This is a genomic window from Stutzerimonas xanthomarina DSM 18231 (genome assembly GCF_900129835.1).
Lineage (GTDB): Bacteria > Pseudomonadota > Gammaproteobacteria > Pseudomonadales > Pseudomonadaceae > Stutzerimonas > Stutzerimonas xanthomarina.
In genome coordinates this window covers 573,887-599,606 of sequence record NZ_FQXA01000003.1, presented here as the reverse complement: position 1 = coordinate 599,606, position 25,720 = coordinate 573,887, and the positions used below count along the sequence as shown (strand labels likewise).

24 protein-coding genes are annotated in these 25,720 nt (G+C 60.7%); 7 read left to right on the top strand and 17 right to left on the bottom strand.

Features of this window, described 5'->3' with window-relative positions:
* Entirely contained in the window at window positions 1–2,043 is a 2,043-nt protein-coding gene (metG, locus tag BUE09_RS10785) for a methionine--tRNA ligase (protein WP_073300980.1), read from the bottom strand.
* A 193-nt stretch (window positions 2,044–2,236) separates the two neighbouring features.
* On the opposite strand from metG, the gene apbC reads away from it, so the two are divergent.
* Window positions 2,237–3,331 (top strand): iron-sulfur cluster carrier protein ApbC, encoded by a 1,095-nt coding sequence (gene apbC / locus BUE09_RS10780; RefSeq protein ID WP_073300979.1) that lies wholly within the window; start codon window positions 2,237–2,239, stop codon window positions 3,329–3,331.
* A gap of 338 nt (window positions 3,332–3,669) precedes the next feature.
* Here the strand turns inward: apbC and BUE09_RS10775 are convergent, their stop codons facing one another.
* Entirely contained in the window at window positions 3,670–3,879 is a 210-nt protein-coding gene (locus BUE09_RS10775; protein ID WP_003282211.1) for a cold-shock protein, read from the bottom strand.
* Window positions 3,880–4,199: 320 nt separating this feature from the next.
* Between BUE09_RS10775 and dcd the strand changes: the two genes are divergently transcribed.
* On the top strand, window positions 4,200–4,766 hold the full coding sequence (gene dcd / locus BUE09_RS10770) for a dCTP deaminase (protein ID WP_073300978.1): 567 nt from the start codon (window positions 4,200–4,202) through the stop codon (window positions 4,764–4,766).
* A 303-nt stretch (window positions 4,767–5,069) separates the two neighbouring features.
* On the opposite strand, the gene BUE09_RS10765 is transcribed toward dcd, so the two are convergent.
* Together BUE09_RS10765 and BUE09_RS10760 are read right to left on the bottom strand one after the other, a co-directional pair.
* Window positions 5,070–5,651: a superoxide dismutase gene (locus BUE09_RS10765; RefSeq protein WP_073300977.1), complete on the bottom strand. Its 582-nt coding sequence runs from the start codon at window positions 5,649–5,651 to the stop codon at window positions 5,070–5,072.
* Window positions 5,652–6,014: 363 nt separating this feature from the next.
* Window positions 6,015–6,617, bottom strand: a complete 603-nt coding sequence (locus BUE09_RS10760; RefSeq protein WP_073300976.1) for a LysE/ArgO family amino acid transporter — start codon at window positions 6,615–6,617, stop codon at window positions 6,015–6,017.
* A 96-nt stretch (window positions 6,618–6,713) separates the two neighbouring features.
* Here BUE09_RS10760 and BUE09_RS10755 point away from each other — a divergent pair, with 96 nt between their 5' ends.
* The gene (locus tag BUE09_RS10755; RefSeq protein WP_073300975.1) at window positions 6,714–7,601 is read left to right on the top strand and encodes a LysR family transcriptional regulator ArgP; all 888 of its coding nucleotides are present in this window, start codon (window positions 6,714–6,716) and stop codon (window positions 7,599–7,601) included.
* 6 nt (window positions 7,602–7,607) lie between these two features.
* Here BUE09_RS10755 and BUE09_RS10750 read toward each other — a convergent pair whose 3' ends face one another.
* On the bottom strand, window positions 7,608–7,880 hold the full coding sequence (locus BUE09_RS10750) for a hypothetical protein (protein ID WP_073300974.1): 273 nt from the start codon (window positions 7,878–7,880) through the stop codon (window positions 7,608–7,610).
* Between the two features lie 369 nt (window positions 7,881–8,249).
* Here BUE09_RS10750 and BUE09_RS10740 point away from each other — a divergent pair, with 369 nt between their 5' ends.
* Window positions 8,250–9,152, top strand: a complete 903-nt coding sequence (locus BUE09_RS10740) for an ATPase (RefSeq protein WP_073300972.1) — start codon at window positions 8,250–8,252, stop codon at window positions 9,150–9,152.
* Between the two features lie 75 nt (window positions 9,153–9,227).
* On the opposite strand, the gene BUE09_RS10735 is transcribed toward BUE09_RS10740, so the two are convergent.
* Window positions 9,228–11,144 carry an autotransporter domain-containing protein gene (locus BUE09_RS10735; RefSeq protein ID WP_073300971.1) on the bottom strand — a complete coding sequence of 639 codons (1,917 nt, stop codon included), beginning with the start codon at window positions 11,142–11,144 and terminating at the stop codon, window positions 9,228–9,230.
* Between the two features lie 421 nt (window positions 11,145–11,565).
* Between BUE09_RS10735 and BUE09_RS10730 the strand changes: the two genes are divergently transcribed.
* Window positions 11,566–12,759: a GGDEF domain-containing protein gene (locus BUE09_RS10730; protein ID WP_073301039.1), complete on the top strand. Its 1,194-nt coding sequence runs from the start codon at window positions 11,566–11,568 to the stop codon at window positions 12,757–12,759.
* A 7-nt stretch (window positions 12,760–12,766) separates the two neighbouring features.
* Here the strand turns inward: BUE09_RS10730 and pncB are convergent, their stop codons facing one another.
* From pncB to hmpA, 5 genes are all read right to left on the bottom strand, one after another.
* A complete protein-coding gene (gene pncB, locus BUE09_RS10725) occupies window positions 12,767–13,966 on the bottom strand; it encodes a nicotinate phosphoribosyltransferase (RefSeq protein WP_073300970.1) in 1,200 nt (399 codons plus the stop codon).
* Between the two features lie 28 nt (window positions 13,967–13,994).
* Window positions 13,995–14,174, bottom strand: coding sequence for a hypothetical protein (locus BUE09_RS10720; protein WP_073300969.1), 180 nt, complete (start codon window positions 14,172–14,174; stop codon window positions 13,995–13,997).
* A 188-nt stretch (window positions 14,175–14,362) separates the two neighbouring features.
* Window positions 14,363–14,539 (bottom strand): con-10 family general stress protein, encoded by a 177-nt coding sequence (locus BUE09_RS10715; RefSeq protein ID WP_019342274.1) that lies wholly within the window; start codon window positions 14,537–14,539, stop codon window positions 14,363–14,365.
* 222 nt (window positions 14,540–14,761) lie between these two features.
* Entirely contained in the window at window positions 14,762–14,995 is a 234-nt protein-coding gene (locus BUE09_RS10710; RefSeq protein ID WP_073300968.1) for a hypothetical protein, read from the bottom strand.
* Window positions 14,996–15,052: 57 nt separating this feature from the next.
* On the bottom strand, window positions 15,053–16,231 hold the full coding sequence (gene hmpA / locus BUE09_RS10705) for an NO-inducible flavohemoprotein (protein WP_073300967.1): 1,179 nt from the start codon (window positions 16,229–16,231) through the stop codon (window positions 15,053–15,055).
* A gap of 281 nt (window positions 16,232–16,512) precedes the next feature.
* On the opposite strand from hmpA, the gene BUE09_RS10700 reads away from it, so the two are divergent.
* A complete protein-coding gene (locus BUE09_RS10700; protein ID WP_073300966.1) occupies window positions 16,513–16,737 on the top strand; it encodes a DUF2188 domain-containing protein in 225 nt (74 codons plus the stop codon).
* Between the two features lie 3 nt (window positions 16,738–16,740).
* On the opposite strand, the gene BUE09_RS10695 is transcribed toward BUE09_RS10700, so the two are convergent.
* From BUE09_RS10695 to gcl, 6 genes are all read right to left on the bottom strand, one after another.
* On the bottom strand, window positions 16,741–17,625 hold the full coding sequence (locus BUE09_RS10695; RefSeq protein ID WP_231975568.1) for an urea transporter: 885 nt from the start codon (window positions 17,623–17,625) through the stop codon (window positions 16,741–16,743).
* Between the two features lie 76 nt (window positions 17,626–17,701).
* Window positions 17,702–19,117 (bottom strand): pyruvate kinase, encoded by a 1,416-nt coding sequence (pyk, locus tag BUE09_RS10690; RefSeq protein WP_073300964.1) that lies wholly within the window; start codon window positions 19,115–19,117, stop codon window positions 17,702–17,704.
* A gap of 51 nt (window positions 19,118–19,168) precedes the next feature.
* Window positions 19,169–20,440, bottom strand: a complete 1,272-nt coding sequence (locus BUE09_RS10685; RefSeq protein WP_073300963.1) for a glycerate kinase type-2 family protein — start codon at window positions 20,438–20,440, stop codon at window positions 19,169–19,171.
* A 346-nt stretch (window positions 20,441–20,786) separates the two neighbouring features.
* Window positions 20,787–21,677: a 2-hydroxy-3-oxopropionate reductase gene (locus tag BUE09_RS10680; protein ID WP_073300962.1), complete on the bottom strand. Its 891-nt coding sequence runs from the start codon at window positions 21,675–21,677 to the stop codon at window positions 20,787–20,789.
* Between the two features lie 193 nt (window positions 21,678–21,870).
* On the bottom strand, window positions 21,871–22,653 hold the full coding sequence (gene hyi / locus BUE09_RS10675) for a hydroxypyruvate isomerase (RefSeq protein ID WP_073300961.1): 783 nt from the start codon (window positions 22,651–22,653) through the stop codon (window positions 21,871–21,873).
* 191 nt (window positions 22,654–22,844) lie between these two features.
* The gene (gcl, locus tag BUE09_RS10670) at window positions 22,845–24,626 is read right to left on the bottom strand and encodes a glyoxylate carboligase (protein WP_073300960.1); all 1,782 of its coding nucleotides are present in this window, start codon (window positions 24,624–24,626) and stop codon (window positions 22,845–22,847) included.
* Window positions 24,627–24,742: 116 nt separating this feature from the next.
* On the opposite strand from gcl, the gene BUE09_RS10665 reads away from it, so the two are divergent.
* On the top strand, window positions 24,743–25,651 hold the full coding sequence (locus BUE09_RS10665) for a LysR substrate-binding domain-containing protein (protein WP_073300959.1): 909 nt from the start codon (window positions 24,743–24,745) through the stop codon (window positions 25,649–25,651).
* Window positions 25,652–25,720: the final 69 nt, after the last annotated feature.

Below are 25,720 nucleotides of genomic sequence, written 5' to 3'. Positions count from 1 at the left end.
TTACTTCACGCGCTGACCGGGCTTGGCGCCGCTGTCAGGGCTGAGCAGGTAAATCTCTTCGCCGCCAGGGCCGGCAGCCAGCACCATGCCTTCGGAGATGCCGAACTTCATCTTGCGCGCGGCGAGGTTGGCGACGTATAGGGTCAGGCGACCTTCCAGTTTGCTTGGGTCGGGGTAGGCGCTCTTGATGCCGGAGAAAACGTTGCGCTTGGCATCGCCGATGTCGAGTGTCAGGCGCAGCAGCTTATCCGCACCTTTCACGAATTCGCACTTCTCGATCAGCGCGATGCGCAGGTCCACGGCGGCGAAGGCGTCAAAGGCGATTTCGGCAGCGATGGGCTCTTTGGTCAGCTCGCCATTGCCGCTCGGTTGGGCGGCGGTTTCGGTAGAGGCGAGGTCTTCCTTGGAGGATTCGATCATGGCTTCGATTTTGGCAGGCTCGATACGGGTCAATAGCGGGGTGAAGGCGTTCAGCTGATGGTTGGTCAGCAGCGTTTGCAGGTCGGTCCAGCCCAGCGGCTCGACGTTCAGGAAGCGCTCGGCGTCGGCGGCCAGATTGGGCAGCACTGGCTTGAGGAAGATCACCAGCTGGCGGAACAGGTTGATGCCGGTGGCGCAGATGGCCTGGACTTCATCCTGCATGCCGTCCTGCTTGTTCAGTGCCCAGGGCGCCTTGTCGGCAATCCAGGCATTGGCGCGGTCGGCCAGCGCCATGATCTCGCGCATGGCGCGGGCGAAATCGCGGTTTTCGTAGGCGTCGGCAATGGACGGAGCGGCGGACTGGAAGGCGTCGGTGAGTTCCGGTGCGGCGTTGCGCTCGACCATCAGGCCGCCGTTACCCTTGTGAATGAAGCCTGCACAACGGCTGGCGATGTTGACGACCTTGCCGACCAGATCCGAATTGACCTTCTGCACGAAGTCTTCAAGGTTCAGGTCCAGGTCGTCCACGCCGCGGCCGAGCTTGGCGGCGTAGTAGTAGCGCAGGTATTCCGGGTTCAGGTGTTCAAGGTAGGTGCGCGCCTTGATAAAGGTGCCGCGTGACTTGGACATCTTCTGCCCATTCACCGTCAGGTAGCCGTGCACCGCAACGGCGGTAGGCTTGCGCAGGCCGGCACCTTCGAGCATGGCGGGCCAGAACAGGGTGTGGAAGTTGATGATGTCCTTACCGATGAAGTGGTAAAGCTCAGTGGTGGAATCCTTCTTCCAGAACGCATCGAAATCCAGCTCCGGGCGGCGCGCGCAGAGGTTCTTGAAGCTGGCCATGTAACCGATCGGCGCGTCCAGCCAGACGTAGAAGTACTTGCCGGGCTCATCGGGGATCTCGAAGCCGAAATAGGGCGCATCGCGGGAGATGTCCCACTCGTGCAGGCCGCTGTCGAGCCATTCGGCGATCTTGTTGGCGACCGACTCCTGCAGGCTGCCGCTGCGGGTCCATTCCTTCAGCATCGCCTCGAAGTCGGGCAGCTTGAAGAAGAAGTGCTTGGAGTCGCGCAGCACTGGCGTGGCGCCGGAGATGGCCGAGCGTGGGTTCTTCAGTTCGGTGGGCTCGTAGGTGGCGCCGCACTTTTCGCAGTTGTCGCCGTACTGGTCTTCGGCGGCGCACTTCGGGCAGGTGCCCTTGATGAAGCGGTCGGCGAGGAACATGCCTTTCTCGGGATCGAAATACTGGGTCACCGAGCGGGTGGCGATGTGGCCGGCATCGCGCAGGCGGGTGTAGATCATCTCGGACAGCTCGCGGTTCTCTTCCGAATGGGTCGAATGGAAGTTGTCGAAACTGACCAGGAAGTCCGCGAAGTCGGCGCTGTGTTCGGCCTGCACATTGGCGATCAGTTGCTCGGGCGTGATGCCTTCCTTTTCGGCACGCAGCATGATGGCTGAGCCATGAGCGTCATCGGCACATACATAAATGCACTGGTTGCCGCGCAGCTTCTGAAACCGCACCCACATGTCCGTCTGGATGTACTCGAGCATATGGCCAAGGTGAATCGAACCGTTGGCGTAGGGCAAGGCACTGGTAACGAGGATCTGACGGGCTTCGGACATTGGGAAATCTGCAGTCGAGGTTGCGAAGTGAGTCGGCCACTATAAAGGTCACGCAGTTTTTTTTCATCCGCACTGGAGCGGGTGGCGCATGTCGAATATCGAGTGCCGCGCCATGTTGACGCGGTTGATGAGCCCATACGGCACCACGGGGTAAGATGCCCGTCTGTTTTACTAGGTTTTCTTGGGAGTAGTCATGACCGTCACACGCGAAGCTGTGGAAGCCGTACTGCGTCAGTACACCGACCCTAACCTGAACCAGGACCCGGTGAGCGCCGGTTGCGTGCGTTCCATCGAGATTCAGGGCGACCGCGTCAGCGTGCAGATCGAGCTGGGCTACGCTGCCGGTCTATTTCGTAGCGGCTGGGCGCAAATGCTGGCGATGGCCGTCGAGCAGCTTGACGGCGTGACGCGCGCTGACGTTCAGGTCGATTGTGTAATCCGTTCGCACAAGGCGCAGGATCAGCTGCCGTCTCTCTCCAACGTGAAGAACATCATTGCTGTTGCCTCCGGCAAGGGTGGTGTGGGGAAATCCACCACCGCCGCCAATTTGGCGCTGGCGTTAGCGCGCGAGGGCGCGCGCGTAGGTGTGCTGGATGCTGATATCTACGGGCCGAGCCAGGGCATCATGTTCGGTATTCCAGAAGGCACTCGCCCGAAAATTCGCGACAACAAGGCGTTTATCCCGCTGGAGGCTCACGGTGTGCAGATCATGTCGATGGCGTTTCTGGCCGATGACAAGACGCCGATGGTGTGGCGTGGCCCGATGGTATCCGGCGCCTTGCTGCAGCTCATCACCCAGACTGCGTGGAATGATCTCGATTACCTTGTGGTGGACATGCCGCCGGGCACCGGTGACATCCAACTCACTCTGGCGCAGAAGGTGCCGGTGGTTGGTGCGGTCATCGTCACCACGCCTCAGGATCTGGCGCTGCTGGATGCGAAGAAGGGTGTGGAGATGTTCCGTAAGGTCAACATTCCAGTGCTGGGTGTCGTGGAAAACATGGCCATCCATATCTGCTCGAACTGCGGGCACGCGGAGCATCTGTTCGGCGAAGGCGGTGGCGAGAAGCTGGCAGCGCAGTACAACGTTGAGCTGCTGGCCTCGTTGCCGCTGTCGATCGCCATCCGTAGCCAGGCCGATGCCGGCAAGCCCACCACGATTGCCGATCCGGAAAGCCAGATCGCGATGATCTACCAGCAAATGGCTCGAAGCGTCGGTGCACGGATCGCGATGAGCGGGCAGATCATCGCGCAGTCGATGCCGAACATCAGTGTGTCCGACGATTGATCGACGGTGGCGGATCAGGCCGAGGTAGGCGTTGTTCTTTAGGATATGGGTGTGGCGCAGCTCGAGCAGCGCACCTATTGCCATCTCCTCGGTCATTAATTGAAAGGCAGCCGCCAGAGAGCGCCACCACTTTGAGCGTGTTGGGGCAGTGACGTGGTTCGACGGTTTGGGTCGCTTCGCGGTCAAGACCGCTCCCACGGACAAAGTCGGCGGGGGCATCTTTTAGCGTAATGTCAGCCAGAGGCCAGTCTCTCGCCCGGTCTTGCTGAAGCTGTAGCAAATCGCAGGCATAAAAAAGCCCCGCCGAAGCGGGGCTTTTTCAGCAGAGAAGCTTCAGGTTAGATAACCTGAACTTCCTCAGCTTGCATGCCCTTCTGGCCGCGAGTAGCGACGAAGGAAACTTGCTGGCCTTCTTTCAGGCTCTTGAAACCGTCGCCTTGGATGGCGCGGAAGTGTACGAAAAGGTCGTCACCGGATTGCGGAGTGATGAAGCCGAAGCCTTTCTCATCGTTGAACCACTTAACGGTACCGGTTTGGCGATTGGACATTTGAAATGTCTCCTTGAACAAGGTGTAGAGATAATTTGAACGGGCAAATACCCCGAACGGTGACTGTGTGCAAGGAGTTAGGAGTCGTAGCAATGATCGGATCGAAATCTAAACATGTAGCGATTCACGGTGACACATGCAGCAGCAGCCAATGAAAGATACTCCATTTCTGTCGCAATGCGAGCATTATTTTCAATTTCCGGCCGGCGTGTCAGAGATGCAACGCACGGAGGCGGTTCGGGGCCTTTGAACCGGCTCCATGTGCTCGGTAAGATGCACGCCTTTATCTACCACATATTAGCCAAATCAGGACGCCCGCCATGAGCATCAAATCGGACAAGTGGATTCGCCGGATGGCCCAGGAGCACGGCATGATCGAACCCTACGTGGAACGCCAGGTGCGGACCGAGGGCAGCGAGCGCCTGATTTCCTACGGCGTGTCCAGCTATGGCTATGATGTGCGCTGCGCCGACGAGTTTAAGATATTCACCAACATCAATTCGGCGATCGTCGATCCGAAGAACTTCGACGAGAAGAGCTTCGTCGACGTCAAAAGCGACGTCTGCATCATCCCTCCGAACTCTTTCGCACTGGCGCGCACGGTCGAGTACTTCCGGATTCCGCGTAACGTGCTGACCATCTGTCTGGGCAAGAGCACCTATGCTCGCTGCGGGATCATCGTCAATGTCACGCCACTCGAACCCGAGTGGGAAGGCCACGTGACCCTGGAGTTCTCCAATACCACTACGTTGCCAGCGAAGATCTACGCCAATGAAGGCGTGGCGCAAATGCTGTTCCTGGAATCGGATGAAGAGTGCGAGACCTCTTACCGGGATCGTGGTGGCAAGTATCAGGGCCAGCGTGGAGTGACCTTGCCAAAGGCATGATTGCGCTTCGCGAATTTCAAGAACCCTGGCGGGCGGTATTGACTGCCGCTCGCATCAGCTTTGCGATCCGGAGTTCCGGCTTAGGGCAGGCGCCATCTGGCAGCGCCCCGACTGTTCTCCCTGCGCTTGCCGCCAGTGTTGACCTGCTTGCCGTCGTGCGATGCCTCGAACAAGATGGCCAGAGTCTGATTCGCTCGACGCAGCTGCCGTTTCATTTTGCGTACGCAAAAAAATGCCCGCATGAATGCGGGCATTTTTGCTTGCGCGAAGGGCCGGCAGTCCTGCCCTCAAGCAGGCCTCGGCTTAGCCAGCGAAATTCTTCGCGACGAAGTCCCAGTTAACGACGTTCCAGAATGCCTCGACGAACTTCGGACGGGCATTGCGGTAGTCGATGTAGTACGCGTGTTCCCAGACGTCGCAGGTCAGCAGCGGCTTGTCGCCAGCGGTCATCGGGTTGCCGGCACCGATGGTGCTCGCCAGGCCAACGCTGCCGTCGGACTTCTTCACCAGCCACGCCCAGCCGGAGCCGAAGGTGCCGATTGCGGTCTTGGTGAACTCTTCCTTGAACTTGTCGAAGGAACCGAAAGAAGCATTGATGGCATCAGCCAGGGCGCCAGTCGGCTCGCCGCCGGCATTCGGGGCCATGCAGTTCCAGAAGAAGGTGTGGTTCCAGACCTGAGCGGCATTGTTGAAGATGCCACCAGAAGAGGTCTTGATGATGGTTTCCAGGTCCTTGCCTTCGAACTCGGTACCTGGGACCAGGTTGTTCAGGTTGGTCACGTAGGCCTGATGATGCTTGCCGTGGTGATATTCAAAAGTTTCAGCGGAAATGTGCGGCTCGAGGGCGTTCTTTTCAAACGGAAGCGGCGGCAATTCGAAAGCCATGGTGTATCTCCTGCTCAGGTGTCGAGAATAGATGCGGCTCGGAAGGAGGCAGTCTGCGCTGGTGACCAACGCCTCGCGGAACGGAGAAAACTACTGCACTGATGTTCGTCCGTTTACGCCTGTCTTTCCCTTCGCTTGCTACATGCGTGCGCATTCTTTGGCCGATCACGGGCGGCCGCGATGGCGGGCTGAAGCGTTCCACTCCATGCCCGCGGACCAAGGATCATAGCACCCAGCCTGTGGCAAAACCACGCGTCAACTGTGTGGAAAAGCCAGGGCCAGAGCCTTGTCGCAAGGTTCTGGCGCAGGGTGCGATGATGCCTGAGGCCCTCTGCGTGGACCTCCGATTACACTGGGCGTTCCTTAGGCCAGGACAACAAGCTGCGCGGCTACCGTGAACATCATCGTCGCCACGCCCAGGTCGATCAGTCGCCAGGTCAGCGGCCGCGCTAGCCAAGGCGCAAGCCAGGCGCCCCCCAGTGCCAGAATCAGAAACCACAGAGTCGAGGCGCTCGCGGCCCCAAGCGTATAAGCCGCGGGCTCGGGTTGCTGCGCCCCGAGTGAGCCAATCAGCAATACCGTGTCGAGGTAAACGTGCGGGTTTAGCAACGTCACGGCCAATGCGGCGAGCAACACGCTCTGAAGCGAGCGCGGGCCGCGTTGGGCGTTTTCCAGCAAGGCTTGTGGGCGCGCAGCACGGCGCAACGCAATGGCACCGTAGAACAGTAAGAACAGCACGCCTCCCCATCGCGTGATCTGTAGCAGCAGCGGATTTTCGGCCAGTACCGCAGCGAGACCGAAGACGCCGATGCTAACCAGCAGAATGTCGCAGAGGATGCAGAGCGCAGCTACCGGTAGATGGTGCTCGCGGCGCAGGCTCTGCGCCAGGACAAACGCATTCTGCGCACCGATGGCAATGATCAGCCCGGCGGTGATTAGAAGCCCGTTGAAGTAGCTCTGCCACATGATGCTTTGCCTGTGTCGTCAAGAGAAGGCTCGCAGTTTCGGTGCTGTTGTCTTATAAGAAAAACGAAATTAGGTAATGCCTCATTAGGAAATCGAATGTTCGATTACAAATTGCTGGTCGCTTTGGCAGCGGTGGTTGAACAAGCCGGATTTGATCGCGCTGCGCAGTCGTTGGGGCTGTCGCAGTCGGCGGTGTCGCAGCGCATCAAGCTGCTTGAGGCTCGGTTGGGACAACCGGTGCTGCTACGTGTTTCGCCACCCCAGCCAACGGAGGTTGGTCGGCGTTTGCTTAACCATGTGCAGCAGGTGCGCCTGCTCGAACGCGATTTGCAGGGGCAGGTGCCGGAATTGGGCGAGAGCCGACTGCCGGAGCGACTGCGCATCGCGCTGAACTCCGACAGCTTGGCTACCTGGTGGCCGGCTGCAGTCGCCCCTTTTTGTACTCGACATGGCGTGGTACTCGATCATGTGTTGGAAGATCAGGATGTCGGGCTCAAACGGATGCGTGCGGGGGAGGTTGCTGCGTGCGTGTGCGCGGTCGAACGGCCTTTGGCCGGCGCGCGCAGCGAGTTTCTCGGCGCCATGCGCTACCGCGCACTCGCCAGTCCCGCTTATGTCGCCCGGCACATCAAACCGGGCGCGCCAGTCGAGGACTTATTGAAGGCTCCGGCAATCGTCTTCGGTCCTGATGACCAGCTGCAGCATCGCTATCTCGCAGCGCTGGGCCTGAAAGGGGCGTTCAGCCATCACCTGTGCCCCTCGTCAGAAGGTTTTGTCCGCCTGCTGCAAAGCGACCTGGGATGGGGGTTGGTGCCTGAACTGCAGGTCGGCGCGGAGTTGGCGAGCGGGGCGCTGGTTGATATCTATTCAGGCGAACCCATTGATGTGCCCTTGTATTGGCATCACTGGCGCAACGGCGGTGAATTGCTCGCCGAGCTTACGCAGCAGCTGTCACGTTCTGCCAGGCAATGGTTGATCTGTTAAGGCGGATCAGCCAAGGACTCGCTGGCCGCGGTAGATGCGTACCGAGGGGCCGCTGCGGCCTGCTGGCTTGGACGGCGGGGTGAAGAGGGCGGGCATGTCGCTGTACGTGGCCAGTTGTTTGCCCAGGTCCCGGGTCATCTCATCACCGGAGCAGAGATAGGCGGTCAGCATGGCCTGGATTGCATCCGGTTGGCTCAGACGAATATTCAGCTGCTGCTCGTCACGCAGCCGACGGCGCAGCTGCTGCATGCAATCCAGTACGGACTTGTTGAACTCCATGACGATTCATCCTCCAATCTATCGGCCGTTCTTGGCGTTTTGGCCCGACATCCGTGTCGGAAAGCGCTATCCGCTGGCATCAAAGCCAAAGCAACAGGCGTACCAGTTCCTGTTCGGGCTGACCTCTTTCGATGTGCAATGCAGGATGAAGCCCACCGTGGTTGACCTTGCCGCTTGGATGCAGTCTTCCCAACATGGCGCGTGACGAGCTGATCGCTTGCCCGTTATGTCGGTTTGCACGGTCTTGATACACGGCGGCGCGGGACGCCTGTTCCGGGTGCAGTTTATGGGTGGTGTTCGCGCTGAAGTGCCTGGGCTGAATCGTTATACTGCGCGCTGTCTCTCGCTTCGCGCCATTAAAGGTATCCCATGCGCAACGATGCTCACGACGAACTGGACAACATACCCAGCCTGACCGCCGGCCGCGATCGCGATCCGTACCCAGCGCCGGAGCTAGAGCCGATCGGCAAGTCGAAGAGTCAGGCTGCCGATGATTCGCGGCCGCGCCAGAAGCGGCGTGCCGCCAGCACCACGCCGCTGTGGTTCTTGATTTTGGTGCTGTTCGGCTTGCTGATCGCGTTGGGTTGGTGGGGTCTGCAGCAGGTGTCCAGGCTCGAGGCTCAACTGGTTGCCACGCAGGAAAGCTTTGCGCGCATCAGCGAAGACGCGACCGGCCGGCTACAGGATATTTCCGGCAAGATCGTGGCGACCGAATCCAGCGTGACCACCGAAGGCGAGGCCTTGAAACTGCGCATCAAGCAGCTTGAAAAGCAGGCGCTGGACCTGGCTGAGCAACAGCGGGCCATCACTACCCAGCAGCAGAGCCTGACCGGTAAACAGGGTAATCAGGACAAGCGCCTGGAAGACCAGGGCGGCCAGATCGAGCGCATCACCACTGAGGTACAAGGGCATCAGTCCGCGACTGCCGCGCTCGCCAATACCGTTAAAAAAGTGGCAAGCGAACAAGCCGCGCTCACGTCATCGATGTCGGGTCTGAAGGGTTCGGTGGACGAGCTGGGCGAGCTGTCTGGTCGAATTGACGGGCTGAGCAAAGACGTCGCAGCGTTGAAACAGAGAGGCGATGCCAGTCAGGCGATCAGTCGCTTGGAGCAGGACGTGCTGATCTTGCGCAGCGAGCTGGATAACCGGCCTGCCGCTACGCCCGGCGTAGTGACGTCAGAGTTCGATGCGTTCAGAGCCCAGATGACCCGCAACATCAACACACTGCAAGGGCAGATTGCCAACCTCCAGCAACAGATAGACCAGCGCTAGCCAAGCCTTGATAAAAAAGGCCGCTGCGTATGCTGCGCAGCGGCCAGGCAAATCAGCCAAAGGAGGAGTAGCGGTTTACAGATCCAGCGCCAGGGATAACCCGACTCCGTGGTTGCGGTTGTCGTTGCCCTGGTAGTTGTAATTGGCTCGGACGCTGAGACCTGTCGTCAGCTGGTGCGCGATACCGACACCGAAGCGGGTCTGGTCGCCCGTCGGGGTCGCACCCGGCAGCTCAAAGCTGTTGGTCGGCACGCTGTTCAATGACATGCGCAGATCTTCGCGCTGCTCATCCTCTCGCTCGACCTCGCGCGCGACCTCGCCAAGGAGTCGAGTGCGGTCCGACAATGCATAACTGCCAAACAGGCCAACCGACAAACGAAGTGAATCGAGCTCCTGGTCTTCGTAGGTCAAAGCGGTCGACCTGACGCCTTGTTCGCTATAACCGTCTACATCGATTTTCTGATAGCTGGCGCCGATGAACGGGCCGAACTGTACCGGATCTCCCATCTGCATCAGGTTGAAACCGGTCTTGGCCGACACGCCCCAAGCCATGCCCTCGGTGCTGCCTTTTTCAGAACGCTCCGCTACGCCGAGCGCAAAAGTGCGGTCCAGCGAGTCGTAATCAAGGTAGCCAACGCTGGCATTGAAGTCCGCAAACAACCGGTCCTGTTGATAGCTGGCAAACGCAGTCGCCAGATAGCTGCGCATGTCGTAGTCCGAATCTCCGGCCCCGAGGCTGAGCGAATTCTGCGCCAGACCCAGACTGAGCCCTGCCAACCACTGCTCGCTGATACGATTGCTCATACCGACTGCAAGGGTCGGGCTGTCGCCGTCGCCACCACCGAAGCCATCATATTCGGGACGGTTGTACCCGCCTTGAACGAAGCTGCGCCAGACACCTACCGACTGCCAATTGCCACGCTGCGCAGCGAGCTCATTGTCGAGTAACTGCAGGTGATTGCGCAGTGCCGAGCGACCCATCTCGGGCAGCAGCGATACCTCTGCCGGTGCCGAAAGAATCGAATAGACATAATCGGCGCTGATCTGGTGGACTGCGGTAGTCGGGTGCACCTGATCGTTGAAGAGCAGGCGGCTTGGGTCAGCATTAGCGGTACCCAGACCGTAAGTGGGGTCGAGCGGGCAATTACCGCCATCAAAGCAGACAGCGGTTTGGTTGATGCTCGGATCGAATCCGTAGCGAGCGGGGTCGGCGCGAACTTCCGAGAGCAACAGCCGATTGTTCAACAGGACGTAGTTGCCGCCCTGCGCCTGGAGTCCAGCAGCGAGCTCAGCGTTGAACGTGTCGCTCAGGTTGTTCAAAACGCTACCGAAGCCCGGCCGGCTGTTACCCAATGGCGTGTTACCCACATCAGGCAGGTCGGAGATAACGATATAGCGCGCGCCGGCTGCTTGCAGTGCGCCGACTGCTGCGACCATATTTCCAGCAGCTTGCGCCATGGTCACAGGGTTGGTTTGAAGCTGGAAAATATCGTTGGCGCCACCGTTGAGGTAGTACAGGCCATTCGGGTCGACCCGCGGGTTTTGCACCAGATACCCTGGCCGGCTGCGTGTAAGTCCGCCTCCAGCGTCGACGGTCGAGGTGCCGACGAGCGAATCAAGAATTTGATCCGTACGGTAACCCCCCACCGCATAGTTCGTGCCGTCAGGATTGCCCGTCAGGAGGCGCGGCAGGATCGGTGTCGACGGCAGAGCCTGCAGGCCCAGGCGGTTAGCGAGTACTTGGGTAACAACCTGTCCGGCATATTCGGTGTTGTTGGCCAGGTAGGTCGGTCCAGTGCGGTTGGTAAAGCGCAGACCGCCTGTTGGGTTGCCCGATAAGAGAGGGCTGCCGGCGTCTGGAAAATTGCCAGCATCGCTCAGCGAGTCGCCGAAGCTGACGAATTGGTTGTACGGGCTGGTGTCCGCGTTAGCTGGGACGGATACGCCCGCCAGCAGTATGGCGAGGGCGAGGGGCTTTAAAGCGCTCTGCACTGGATAATCTCCTTATTGTTCTTGTTTGGCAGCCGAAGCCGTCGCTCCGGCACCAGCCAAGCTAGTCGCCCATTGAGGGAGGCATAAGCGCTCTAAAGCGTCATTTGGCAGAGTAGAGACTGTCGCTCAAACGGATTACTGGCGCGGAGGAGGGCCTCAATAAGGATTGTTACAATTTTTTTTGGCGATAACGCTGCAGTCTGATCGGCACAGGCCGTTAACGAGAAAGGCACCAAAGCCGCATGAAACATGAGGATTTTCCCCAGGCTGTTTCGTTGCTCACGGCTTCCGGTGTGCAGTAGGGTTTGGCAGAGTCCGTCGGTGGTGCGATGCCGCTTATGGCTAAGTGCTACTATTCGGCGCGGCTGGCACGTGGACGTGAGTGGCCGTTCCAATGCTCCATTCGGGTGACTATAAGAAAATGCCGTCCTTGATTGATCTGCTGTCGAGCCGCCTGGCTACACTGCTGCCCAGTGAACTCAAGTCCAATGAATTCATGAAGCTGGCCATTCCGCACCGCCATTCCATGCTGATGAGCCAGCGTCGCGCGACGCTAATCGTCAATCGGGTCAGGCTGTTCGCGTTTCTTTTCGCGGTGCTGACGCCGTTGTGGGGAATCATCGACATGATGGTCTTCACTTACCCGCTCTGGCTTGGCCTGGCAACTTTTCGGTTGCTTGCCTGCGCCGCCTTCGCCTGCCTGCTGCTGTTCTATCGACCCAGCGGTAACCTGTTTGATGCGTATCGGGCAGTTGCGCTGCTGTTCGCCATCCCCACCGTGTTCTATATCGCTTCGCATACGTTGCTTGGGGGTTATCAGCTCACCCAGATTTCCGCAATGGTCGCCACCGGGTATGCGTTCCTGCCCTTCGTACTGATAGCCGGACTGGCCATATTCCCGCTGACCTTGTTAGAGAATCTGGTCATGGCATCCGTTCTGCTTGTTGCGCACGCGGTGGCGGGTTATCTGTCGTGGACGACGCTCAACTGGCCTTCCTACGCGGGTGGGTTCTGGTTGCTGATATTGATCGCCGGGGTCAGCTCGCTGGCGAGCCTCAGTCAATTGGCGTTCATGATCGCGTTGGTACGCCAGGCGATCCGCGACCCGCTTACCGGTGTTTTTTCGCGCGGTAGCGGGCAGGAGATCCTGAAGCTGCAATGGGACACCGCCCGACGTCACGACACCGGTCTCGCCGTCGCCTTCATCGATCTCGACCACTTCAAGCAGATCAACGACACCTTTGGTCACGAAGCCGGCGACCTGGTGTTGCGCGAGTGCACCCAGCAGATGCTGGCTAGCCTGCGCAGCACCGATACCTTGCTGCGCTGGGGTGGTGAGGAGTTTGTTGTGATCATGCCTGACACTGATCGCGAACAGGCTCGCTTGGCGCTTACTCGCATGGTCAGGGGTGGCCTTGGAGCGCGACCTGATGGCAGCATTCTCACCGCCAGCATGGGTTTGGCTGAGCGTTGCGCTGACTTCGCCGAAAGCGCGGAGGAACTGCTAGACCTGGCGGACAAGCGGATGTACGTGGCTAAAACGTCCGGGCGCAACCGCCTGTGTTTCGAAACGGTTGCTGAGGCGGTATCCGAAACGCCTCTGTCAGCCGTCTGAGTGGCGGTCAGCGATTCACGCCAAACACGTGCTTGAGGTAGCTAATGAAGGCTTCGTCACGACACATGGTCTTGCCTGGTGAGTCGGAGATTTTAGCCACTGGTTGACCGTTGCAGCTGGTCATCTTGATCACCATGTTGGTGGGTTCGACGCCGGGTATGTCGCAGGTCAGTTGAGTGCCAATGCCATAACTGGTGTTGCTGCGCCCGGCCAGCGTGCGATAGATGCCAAGCGCCTTCGGCAAATTCAGACCGTCGGAAAACACCAGTTGCCGGGTCATCGGGTCGATACCCAGCCGTTCATAGTGAGCAATCGCCTTTTCAGCCCATTCGACCGGATCGCCCGAGTCATGTCGCAGCCCGTCGAACAGCTTCGCCAGATACAAATCGAAATCCGCAGTGAAGGCGTCCATGGTGATGCAGTCGGTAATGGCGATGCCCAGCGCACCGCGGTATTCACGTGCCCAGCAGTCCAATGCCGCGCTCTGGCTGTCGATCAGCCTGGGGCCGAGTTGCTGGTGGGCCATGATCCACTCATGTGCCATGGTGCCCATGGGTTTGAGATTCAGTGCGCGCGCCAGATGCACGTTGCTGGTGCCGACGAAGTGTCCGGGAAACGCCTCGCTCAACCGTTTGACCACCGCAGCCTGGACACCGAACGAGAAGCGGCGGCGGGTGCCGAAGTCGGCCAGTTTGAAACCGGCCAGTTCTGCGGGCGTGGCTTCGTCGCGCAGCCACTGCAGCTTTTCTTCCAGACGGTCGGTGGCCTGCCCCAGCGTTACCTGCGGATAGCGGGCACGGTTGCGCACCTCGCTGATGATGGCCAGCAGCGGCACCTCGAAAAGGATCACATGCAACCAGGGGCCGTGCAGGTAGACCACCAGCTCGCCGTCTTCAAGCTCCACCCGTACGTAGCGGGGGTCAAAGCGGAACAGCCCGAGAAACCGGATGAAATCCGGCTGCATGTAGGGAATGCGTTCAAGGAACGCCAGCTCATTCGGTTCGAATCGCAGCTCCGCCAATGCCTCCAATTGTTCGCGGATTGCGCCTAGATATGGCGCCAGGTCTTCGTCGGATCGACTGCGGAAGGCCCATTCCACCTCTGCATTAGGGTAGTGATGCAGCACTGCCTGCATCATGGTGAGCTTGTAATAGTCGGTGTCTAGCAGGTTCTGGATGATTCGTTCGGAGTAGGCGCTGACACGCATGGGCTGTTTCCTGGCTGCGGGGGCGGGATCAGGCTCCGCCGATGCCTTCGATCACCTTACCGGTGCCACCGCAATTTTTACATTCCTGCGCATCGGTGCGACCGCTGCCATTGCATATGGGACAGATGTTCTCACCGGTGCCGGGTGTGCCGGGCGCTGCTTCGTCGCCGGGGTTGGTTGAAGAGGGGGTATGGTTCGAATTGTTCATTTCGATACTTCCTCTGTTGTGAGTCTTCTATTTGTCGAGGCCAAGAAACTTAAGCTAATAGCCAAGTTATTAGTGCCGGTTTATTGTCGGCAGTACCGACTCCAGCTAGGGTTAGGCAACTACTGATAAAGCCGCGGGCAACAAAAAGGGCAAAGGTTTTAACCTTTGCCCTTTTTTGTATCTAAACATCAGCTGTTGCTGTTACGACCGCCGCCATGACTATTCTGTCCGCCCTTGCGGCCGGCTTCGGAAGCCTTTTCGCGGTCGTTGGCGAAGTTGCCACCGCTGTTATGGCCGCCTTTTTTGCCCGCTTCAGACGCCTTTTCGCGGTCGTTGGCAAAGTTGCCAGGATTCTTGTTTGCCATCTCTCTCTCTCCTCAATGGACAAGACTTCTGCGGGGCTGAACAACTTCATCAGCCTTCATGATTTCAGAGCGGAGGAGTGCGCCAGTAGTTTCCGCTATTTAACAAGCGGCGGACGAGTGGTTATATTTGGCGCTGATAAATAGCCAAGTGCACGAACAACGGAACGGTAACGGAAGCTGAGGTTGTTTAATGATTAGAAAATTGCCGCTGGCTGCGTAAAGTCAGGCCACCAATGCAAGTTGGCGTTGTGCCAGCAGCCGCATCACATAACCAATTTTCAGCGCAGTCGGTCCGAGGATCACCAGGGCATGGCTGGCCACCACTGCACCGAGCTGCAGATGGTCATCGAACACGTAAGCGCCGGCGATTCCCAACAGAAGCAGCAGTACGCCCATTACCATCGACAGGTTGGCAATAAACAGAAGACGGTGCGAGTCGAGTGGTTGCATAAACATAGGAAACACCTCGTGTCGGTGATGCGAGAGGGCCGACCTGGGTCGGCCCGTTCGGGTTTACTCCAGCGCGCTTGCCGGTCCGAAGAACTCGTGGCGCATCTGTTGGGCCGGCACGCCGAGTGCGTGCAGTTGCCTGCGAATCGCTCCCATGAACGGCTTCGGTCCGAGGAAATACGCATCGAGGTCGCGCTCGGCGGGTAACCAGGCGTCCAGCCGTGCTTCGGTCAGCAGACCGATGGCGTCTGGTTGATGCTCATCGCCGCGGTGCTCGTCGTAGCAATAAAAGCGCTTGAGCTGGGTGTGCTCTTCGGCGAGCCGGTCGATAGTCGTGCGGAAGGCGTGGACTTCGGCATTGCGCGCGCAGTGGATGAAGTGGATCGGCCGGCTGGTGCCGATAGCCGCTTCGAGCATTGCCAGCGTCGGGGTGATGCCAACGCCGCCGCTGATCAGTACCAGCGGCTTATCGCTGGGCTGCAAAACGAAATTGCCAGCCGGCGCGAACAGTTCCAGCGTCTCGCCGGGTTGCATCTGGTGCAGCGCGTTAGAGGCCACACCGCCCGGTTCGCGCTTGACGCTGATGCGGTAGTCGCGACCATTGCTGGCGGCTGAGAGTGAATAGTTGCGGCGGATCTCCTGACCCTCGACCAGCAGGCGCAGACCGATGTACTGGCCCGGCTCATGCGCGACCACGGGCTTGCCGTCTTCCGGCTCGAGATAGAACGAAGTGATTTCCGCGCTCTCGGCCACCTTGCGAGCGATCCGGAAACGCCGCGCCCCGCGCCAGCCGCCGAGCGTCTCGGCTGTCTGGCGGTAGAGCTGCTCCTCGCTGCCGATCAGGATGTCGGCGAGCTGGCCGTAAGCGGCAGCCCACGCATCAATAACCGCATCAGTAGCGATTTCGGCGCCGAGCACTTCACGGATCGCTCGCAGCAGGCAGTTGCCAACAATCGGGTAGTGCTCCGGCAGAACCTGCAGCGCGACATGCTTGTTGACCACTTGCGAGACCAGCCCGCCGAGCTGATCGAGGCGATCGATGTGTTTGGCATACATCAGCACACCATTGGCCAGCGCTCGCGGCTGGTCACCGCTGGCCTGATGCGCCTGGTTGAACAACGGACGAACTTCCGGGTGCTCGGCCAGCATCAACTTGTAGAAATGATCGGTGAGGGCTTCGCCGCCGCTCTCCAGCAAAGGGACGGTGGCGGTGATAAGGGCACGGTGTTCGGCGCAAAGCATGAATAACTCCAGTTATTAGTAACACTGTCTCTGATTCGGCAGCGTGGCGACCACGCGTCCCGGACAGGTACTGGAGTTGTTTCAATAATCGTTCCAGCCTGGAATTGACCATAATCAAGGGTTGCGACGTAACTAAGGTCTTTTTAACCTCGATTTCATGGGTTTATTAAACCGTTCTGGGTTATTTTCACCCATGTGGCGCAGCCGATCATCGGTCGAGCGAACCGTCCCTAACCGCAGCGTTCTATAGCTTCAACTATCGGTGAATGACGGAGGGCAACATGGAGAACTATCACATTACACACGATGACGATCGCTGGGTGTTGCGTGAGGAAGGCGACAAACGCGCGCTACTCGAAGCCGCAACCAAGGAAGACATCATCAACGAGACCCGCGACTACATGAAGTTGCGCACCGCCTCGGTAAAAATCCACACCCTTGACGGGAAAATCGAAGAGGAGCGGACCTACCCACGGGACCAGGACCCTCGTGCCACAAAGGGTTAGGGCTCAGCTCGGCTGCCATTCGCCCTGGCGCTGATACTGGCGTGTGCCCAGCGTGACCGCCCAGCAGGCGAGAATGAAGGGCATGGTCAGCGGCGGCAGGCCGAGCTGATCGAAGCACAGCCGGAAGATGATCGCCAAGCCGATTCCCAGTGCTGGCGCCAGTGCCGAGCGGTGCACCTGGCTCAACGCCAGAGCGGCTAGCGCCGGGTTGTAGCCAGCCAACCCGGCCAGCGCTGACGGCTCGGAAGCTCCGGCCAGCAGTGCCACAAAGATGCCTACCGCCGAACCGCACAGTGTCCACACAGCAGCGTTTCGATCTGCCAAGAGCAACGCCGCCAGCAGGAATAGCCCCGCGAGCGGATCTGGCAGAAACAGTACCTGACCCAGCCCTTTCAATATCCCGCCCAGCGCACCCCATCCATCCAGCTGGTGTTCGGGTACGCGCGCCTCAACCACAGCTTCCAGAACACCACAGACCCCCATCGCCAACCATCCCAACAATACGAAGGGCAGGGTGAAGCCCGGCAGGCTACGCCGCTCGCGCATCCGTCTGAGGAGGTGGTGTTGCACGGGGGTCGAGATTGCGCCGGACAGGATGGTCAGCAGGCAGGCCAGCGGCGCCAGACCGAGCATCAACGTGATCAGAATCCCCAGTAGCGAGGCGTTGTAACCATAGAGGCCGGTTTCGATATCGTCACGTGGATAACCGAGGCGCCATGCGGTGAAGGTGCCGCTCAATAGGCCGAGGACGGTGCCGGCCAGCAGCGCGAGGTCATGCAGGCCGATCGCAACCAGTACCAGCAGACCGCAGCCGAGATGGCGCTGCAAGAAGACCTGGCTGATGCCGTTGAGCATCGACCGCAACAGGTAGGAAATATGTGGGCGCATGAGCATGGCATGAGAAAAGGGCGATCAGACCAGCACCGGCGGAGCTGGGCTCCGCCGGTGAGGTTGTCCGGGAGGGTCAGTTGAGCATTTCGATGCGCAGCGAGTTGGTGGTGCCAGACTGCCCCAGCGGCACGCCCGCCGTGATCACGACGGTATCCCCCGTTCCCGCCATGCCCTGCGCTCGGGCCAGCTCGAGCGCATTGAGGCAGACATGTTCCATGTCGTACATGCGAGCGTCAATCACCGAATATACGCCCCAGGCCACGCTCAGCTTGCGCGCGGTGGCCAGGTTCGGCGTCAGGCTCAGAATCGGCGCGGCAGGGCGCTCCCGTGAAGCGCGCAAGCTGGAGCGGCCTGATTCGGTGTAATTGACTAGCACCGCAACCGGCAGGATGCCGCTGATGCGCCGAATGGCGCAGCTGATCGCATCGGGCAGCGTGGCCTCGGCGCTTGGCCGATTGACGTCCAGCTGAGCCTGGTAATCCGGACCGCTTTCCACCTGACGGATGATCTTGCTCATCATGCTCACCGCTTCCAACGGGTAGTCGCCGGAGGCGGTTTCCGCCGAGAGCATCACCGCGTCGGCGCCTTCGGCCACGGCGTTGGCCACATCAGTCACCTCGGCACGGGTCGGTGCCGGGGAGAAGCGCATCGATTCGAGCATCTGCGTCGCCACCACCACCGGCCGGCCCAGCTGGCGACAGGTGCGGACGATGTTGCGCTGGATACGCGGGACATTCTCGGCCGGCACTTCGACGCCAAGGTCGCCACGCGCCACCATGATCGCGTCGCAGAGCCGCGCGATTTCTCGCAGATGCTGCACCGCTGAAGGCTTCTCGATCTTGGCCATGAGGAAGGCGCGGTCGCCGATCAGCTCGCGGGCTTCGTGAATATCCTGCGGGCGCTGAACGAAGGACAGCGCCACCCAGTCGACGCCCAACTCCAGGCCAAACGCCAGGTCACGACGATCCTTCTCGGTCAAGGGGCTCAGTTCCAGCACCGCTTCGGGCACGTTTACACCCTTGCGATCGGACAGCTCGCCACCCGCCACCACGCGCGTGTCGATCGCGTCGGCGTGCTTGGCAGTTACCGTCAGGCGCAGCCGGCCATCATCCACCAGCAGGCTCATGCCGGGCTGCAGCGCATCGATGATTTCCGGATGCGGCAGGTTGACCCGCGTGCTGTCGCCCGGCGTGGAGTCGAGGTCGAGGCGCAAGGTCTGACCGCGCTTGAGCTGCACCTTGCCTTCGGCAAAACGACCGACGCGCAGCTTGGGCCCCTGCAGGTCCATGAGAATGCCGATTGGCTGGTTCAGCTGACGTTCCACTTCGCGAATCCAGCCGAAGCGCTCGGCATGATCGGCGTGCTCGCCGTGGCTGAAATTGAGGCGGAACAGGTTGACCCCGTTCTCCACCAGTTCGCGCACATCGTCGATGCTGCGCGTTGCAGGGCCCAGGGTGGCGAGAATCTTGACCTTCTTGTCGGGTGTCATGGCAGGCTCTATCGGCTGTTGTGGTTATGGACCGTGCATGCCGGTGCCCCGCTAGCGGGACGACGGCAGGATCAGGATGGCGCGGAAATCGTTGACGTTGGTCCGTGTCGGCCCGGTCATCAGCAGCGCATCGAGCGCCTGGAAGTAACCATAGCCATTGTTGTCCGCCAGCTCGTCGGCGGCGTTCAGGCCAAGGGCTTCGGCACGGGCGTAACTGTCTGGGGTCATCAGGGCGCCGGCGTTGTCTTCCGAGCCGTCGATGCCGTCGGTGTCGCCGGCCAGTGCATAGACGTTGGGCAGGCCCTGGAGATTTTCCGTGAGACTCAGAAGAAACTCGGCATTGCGGCCGCCGCGGCCATGGCCGCGCACGGTCACCGTGGTTTCGCCGCCGGAGAGAATCACACAGGGCGGCGTAATCGGCTGACCATGCAGCACCACCTGACGGGCGATGCCGCCGTGGACCTTGGCCACTTCGCGCGCTTCACCTTCCAGGTCGCCGAGGATCAGCGGCGTGATGCCAGCTGCACGCGCCTTCTCGGCCGCCGCGTCGAGGGATTGCTGCGGCTTGGCGATCAGCTGGAAATGGCTACGCGACAGGCAAGGATCATCCGCCTTGACCGTCTCGGAACGTGGATCTTCCAGCCACGCGCGAACGTTGTACGGAATCTCGATGTGATAGCGCGCCAGAATCGCCAGCGCCTGGGCCGAGGTGGTTGGGTCCGCAACGGTCGGACCAGAGGCAATCACCGTGGCCTCGTCACCTGGCACGTCGGAAATCGCGTAGGTGTAGACGCTCGCTGGCCAGCAGGCCTTGGCCAGACGGCCGCCCTTGATCGCCGAGAGGTGTTTGCGCACGCAATTCATCTCGCCGATGTGTGCGCCGGAGCGCAGCAGTGCCTTGTTGATCGCCTGCTTGTCGGCAAGGCTGATGCCCTCGGCCGGCAGCGCCAGCAAGGATGAGCCGCCGCCAGAGAGCAGGAAGATCACCCGGTCGCTTTCCTTGAGGTTGCTGACCATTTCCAGCACGCGGCGGGCGACGCGCTCGCCGGCATCGTCCGGCACCGGATGTGCGGCTTCCACCACCTCGATCTTGCGGCAGTCGGCACCGTGGCCGTAGCGTGTAACCACCAGCCCGGAGAGCTCGCCTTCCCAAACCGCTTCGATGGCTTCGGCCATTGCGGCTGCCGCTTTGCCTGCACCAATCACGATGGCCCGGCCGCTGCGGTCAGCCGGCAAATAGTCGGCCAGCACCTGGCGTGGATGGGCGGCATCGATGGCGGCGGTGAACAGGTCGCGCAGAAAGGCTTGCGGGTCGAGGCTCATGTACATCTCCATCAATTAGGTCAGGTGCCCGATTCCAGACCTTAGGGCTCGGCAATGCAAGTACAAAAGGCAAGCCCTAAGGTTTGGAATCGACCCGCCCGGCAGTCAGGCCGTGACTCCTCGTGCCGAGCAGGTCGAAAGGGGTGCCGCCCGAGGGCAGCGATCGGATCGCAGATGCGCAGGGCTGAGGTTGTGGGGGACGCTGTGATTCCGACCCCATGCACCTCCAATCCGACCCTTTGAGCATCGCTGGACCAAACGTTGCGGTTCCCACCACCTGGTCTGTCTGTCCCTGAAGGTGGGCCGCTTGGCTCGGCGCAGCGTGCTCGAAGGCTGAGGTTTCTGTTTAGTCCTTGCGGATCGAGAAGTTGGCCATGTGCTCCAGGCCCTTGATCAGCGCCGAGTGGTCCCAGCCGCTGCCGCCGATGGCCGTGCAGGTGCTGAACACTTGCTGCGCGTTGGCGGTGTTGGGCAGGTTCAGGCCCAGCTCGCGTGCGCCGGCCAAGGCCAGGTTCAGGTCCTTCTGGTGCAGGCTGATGCGGAAGCCCGGATCGAAGGTGCCCTTGATCATGCGCTCACCGTGCACTTCGAGGATCTTCGAGCCGGCAAAACCGCCCATCAGCGCTTCGCGAACACGGGCCGGGTCGGCGCCGTTCTTCGCTGCGAACAGCAGGGCTTCGCCCACTGCCTGAATGTTCAGCGCGACGATGATCTGGTTGGCCACCTTGGCGGTCTGGCCGTCACCATTGCCGCCGACCAGGGTGATGTTCTTGCCCATGGCCTGGAACAGCGGCAGGGCACGGGCGAAGCTTTCTTCGCTGCCGCCGACCATGATCGACAGGGTCGCAGCCTTGGCGCCGACTTCACCGCCCGATACTGGCGCGTCGAGGTACTGCGCGCCGGTGGCGTTGATCTTCTCGGCGAACGCCTTGGTGGCGCTGGGCGAGATCGAGCTCATGTCGATCACCAACTTGTTCGGACCGACGCCTTCGGCGATGCCGTTCTCGCGGAACAGCACGTCTTCGACATGCGGGGTGTCCGGCACCATGACGATGATGAACTCGGCTTCCTGGGCGACTTCCTTCGGGTTGGCCAGGGCAACGGCGCCCGCTTCGAGCAGAGCTGCTGGCGCCGCGTCGTGGTGAGTCGAAACGAAAAGGCTGTGTCCCGCTTTCAGCACGTTCTGAGCCATGGGCAAGCCCATGATGCCGGTGCCGATAAATCCAATCTTAGCCATGATAATTCTCCTCAAATTCGTTCTAGTTGCTGAAAAACTACCTGCGTTGGCAATACTTCGTTGAACTCGGTCTGGGTCGCCAGCCCGGTCAGAATGCTCATTTAGAAAACTAAACTCGCACGCGAGCCCGGTCCGCTTCTTCGGCCTCCTTCGCCTCGTCTTGCCTGCCTCGCTTACGTTTTTCGGCTATTTATTAGATCGCGTTGTGGCTCTTCATCCAGCCGAGGCCGGCCGCGGTGGTGGTGGCCGGCTTGTACTCGCAGCCGACCCAGCCCTGGTATCCGATGCGGTCCAGGTGCTCGAACAGGAAGCGGTAGTTGATCTCGCCGGTTCCTGGCTCGTTGCGGCCTGGGTTGTCGGCCAACTGCACGTGGTTGATCACTGCCAGGTTGTTCTCGATGGTGCGCGCCAGGTCTCCTTCCATGATCTGCATGTGATAGATGTCGTACTGCAGGAACAGGTTGCTGCTGCCGACCTTGTCGCGGATCTCCAACGCCTGCGAGGTGTTGTTGAGGAAGAAGCGCGGGATGTCGCGGGTGTTGATCATTTCCATGACCAGGCGGATGCCTTCTGCTTCGAGCTTCTTCGCCGCGTAGCGCAGGTTCTCGATAAAGGTCATCTCCAGCTTGCCGAGGTCTGCGCCCTTAGGTGCGATACCGGCCAGGCAGTTGATCTGGGTATTGCCCAGCACCTTGGCGTAAGCGATGGCCTTGTCGACCCCGGCGCGGAATTCCTCGACCCGCTCGGGATCGCAGGCGACACCGCGGTCACCGTTGGCCCAGTCGCCGGCCGGCAGGTTGAACAGCACCTGGGTCAGGTTGTGAGCGTCCAGGCGTGCCTTGATCTCTTCGGCCGGGTAGTCGTAGGGAAAGAGGTACTCGACACCGCTGAAGCCGGCTTCGGCAGCGGCGGCGAAGCGGTCGAGGAAGTCCATCTCGGTAAACAGCATGGATAGGTTGGCGGCAAAGCGGGGCATATCGTCTTCCTTCTGTCTGTAGGGACATCTATGTGTCGCGTTGCGGTGGTGCGATGACCACCCTCGGTGCTGCATGCGGTGGATATGCTTCGCGATATCCACCCTACGGGCCCGAGCTGCTCCTGCCGTAGGGTGGAAGACGGCGAAGCCTCTTCCACGCATTGGTGGCAGGTCGCGCTCGGTGTTAGCGGTCAATCCAACAATGCGACCGCAGTCGGTGCATCTTCCCGGCCTTCGGCCAGCGGCTCGAACTCGTTGATGGCATCGATCTCGGTGCCCATGGCGATGTTGGTCACCCGCTCGAGGATCACCTCGATCACCACCGGCACCTGATGCTCGGCCATCCAGGCCTGGGCCTGCTCGATGGCCGGGCGCAGGTCTTCCTGCTTGAATACGCGGATCGCTTTGCAGCCCAGCCCCTCGACCACGGCAACGTGGTCCACGCCGTAGCCTTCCATGCCGCTGTGGTCGGCATTGATGTTCTCGAAGCCCAGCTGCACGCAGTAATCCATCTCGAAGCCGCGCTGCGCCTGACGGATCAGGCCGAGGTAGGCGTTGTTCACCAGGATGTGGATGTAGGGCAGCTTGAACTGCGCGCCCACGGCCAACTCCTCGATCATGAACTGGAAGTCATAGTCGCCCGAGAGCGCTACCACCTTGCGAGTCGGGTCCGCGGCGACCACGCCCAGCGCCGCCGGAATGGTCCAGCCGAGCGGGCCGGCCTGGCCGCAGTTGATCCAGTGGCGCGGCTTGTAGACGTGCAGGAACTGCGCGGCAGCAATCTGCGACAGGCCAATGGTGCTGACGTAGCAGGCATCACGGCCGAACGCGTTGTTCATGCACTGGTACACGCGCTGCGGCTTCATCGGCACGCTGTCGAAGTGGGTCTTGCGCAACATCGTCCGCTTGCGCTCATGGCAGTCGGCAGCCCAGCTGCTGCGATCCGGCAACTGGCCAGCGGCCTTGCGCTCCTTGGCGACTTCGACGAACAGCTTCAGCGCAGCGCCGGCATCGGAGGTGATGCCGAAGTCAGGCGAGAACACTCGCCCGATCTGGGTCGGTTCGATATCCACGTGCACGAAGGTGCGGTCCTTGGTGTAGACGTCGACCGATCCGGTGTGGCGGTTGGCCCAACGGTTACCGATACCGAGCACGAAGTCCGAGGCCAGCATGTTGGCGTTGCCGTAGCGGTGGCTGGTCTGCAAGCCGCACATGCCGGCCATCAGCGGATGGTCATCGGGGATCGAACCCCAGCCCATCAGCGTCGGGATCACCGGCACGCCAACGGTCTCGGCGAACTCCACCAGCAGCGCTTCGGCGCCGGCGTTGTAGATGCCGCCGCCGGCGACGATCAGCGGACGCTCGGCGGCGCAGAGCATGTCGATGGCTTTTTCGATCTGCTTGCGGGTGGCCGCCGGCTTGTAAACGGAAAGCGGCTCGTAGGTCTCGACGTCGAACTCGATCTCGGCCATCTGCACATCGAAGGGCAGGTCGATCAGCACTGGGCCGGGGCGACCGGAGCGCATCACGTGGAAGGCCTGCTGGAATACGCGCGGCACCAGCGCCGGCTCACGGACGGTTACCGCCCACTTGGTGACCGGCTTGGCGATGGACTCGATGTCCACGGCCTGGAAGTCTTCCTTGTACAGCCGCGCACGCGGCGCCTGGCCGGTGATGCAGAGGATCGGTATCGAGTCGGCCCAGGCGGAGTAGAGGCCAGTGATCATGTCCGTGCCAGCCGGGCCTGAGGTGCCGATGCACACGCCGATGTTGCCGGCCTTGGTGCGGGTGTAACCCTCAGCCATATGCGAGGCGCCTTCGACGTGGCGAGCCAGAATGTGACGGATGCTGCCGTCTTCACGCAGGGCGGAGTACAGCGGATTGATCGCGGCACCGGGGATGCCGAAGGCGGTGTCGATACCTTCTTTGCGCATTACCGCGACAGCGGCATCGATTGCTCTCATTCGGGCCATGGATCATTCCTCCTACGTTTAACTCGATAGTTTTTATACGTGGCCTAAGCATGCAGGGCTGGAATGAAAGGGGGAATTGGTCGAAACTTCAGTTCTGTCGATATCAGGAGTATCGAATGGACCGTTATACAGCCGTACATAGCTTTGTTTTAGTCGCTGAAGCCGGCAGCTTTGCCGCCGCCGCATTGAAGGAAGGTGTGACGCCGGTAGTGATGGGGCGCCGGCTCGATGCGCTGGAGCGTCACCTGGGCGTCAAGCTGATGCACCGCTCTACACGCGGGCTGGCGCTGACCGACCTGGGCGAGCAGTACTTGGAGCGCGCGCGCGTCTTGCTCAAGGATTTCGACGAGGCCGATGCCAGCATCGCCAAGGACCGCACCTCGGTGCGCGGCCATCTGGTGATTTCGGCGCCGGCGGCATTCGGTCGCCGGCATATCGGTCCGCACGCGCCGGCTTTTCAGGCGCGCTTCCCCGATCTGCAGCTGTCCTTCAACTTCACCGACAGCGTGGTCGACCTGGTGCGCCATGGTTACGACATGGGCATCCGCATTGGTGAAGTGACCGACCCCAACTATGTGGCGGTCAAGCTGTTCCCCAATCGCCGAGTGGTGTGCGGTGCACCGGATTACTTTGAGCGTCAGGGCGTGCCCCGTGTGCTGGAAGATTTGACGCGGCACAATTGCCTCGCCTTCAACCTGCAGGGCGGCCAGCAGCGTGGCTGGACCTTCCTGCGTGACGGCAAGCAGGTAGCGGTGCGGGTGGCCGGCAACCTCGACTGCAACGATGGCGAGCTGCTGTTCGATTGGGTCAAGCAGGGGCTGGGTATCGGTTGGCGTTCGACCTGGGAAATCCAGGCCGAGCTCAAGCGCGGCGAGTTGGTGACGGTGCTCGACGAGTTCGCCTTGCCGGCTTACGACATCCAGGCGGTCTATCCGCAGCAGCGCTATCTGCCGGCCAAGGTCCGCTTCTTCATCGACTACTTGAAACAGGTCTACAACGCGCCTGGCTACTGGGAGGTGCGTTGAGTCAAACCCCCACGCACCTTCTGGTGGGCTAAAGCCCACCCTACGGGTGTGGCTGCGATGGCTGGCGCC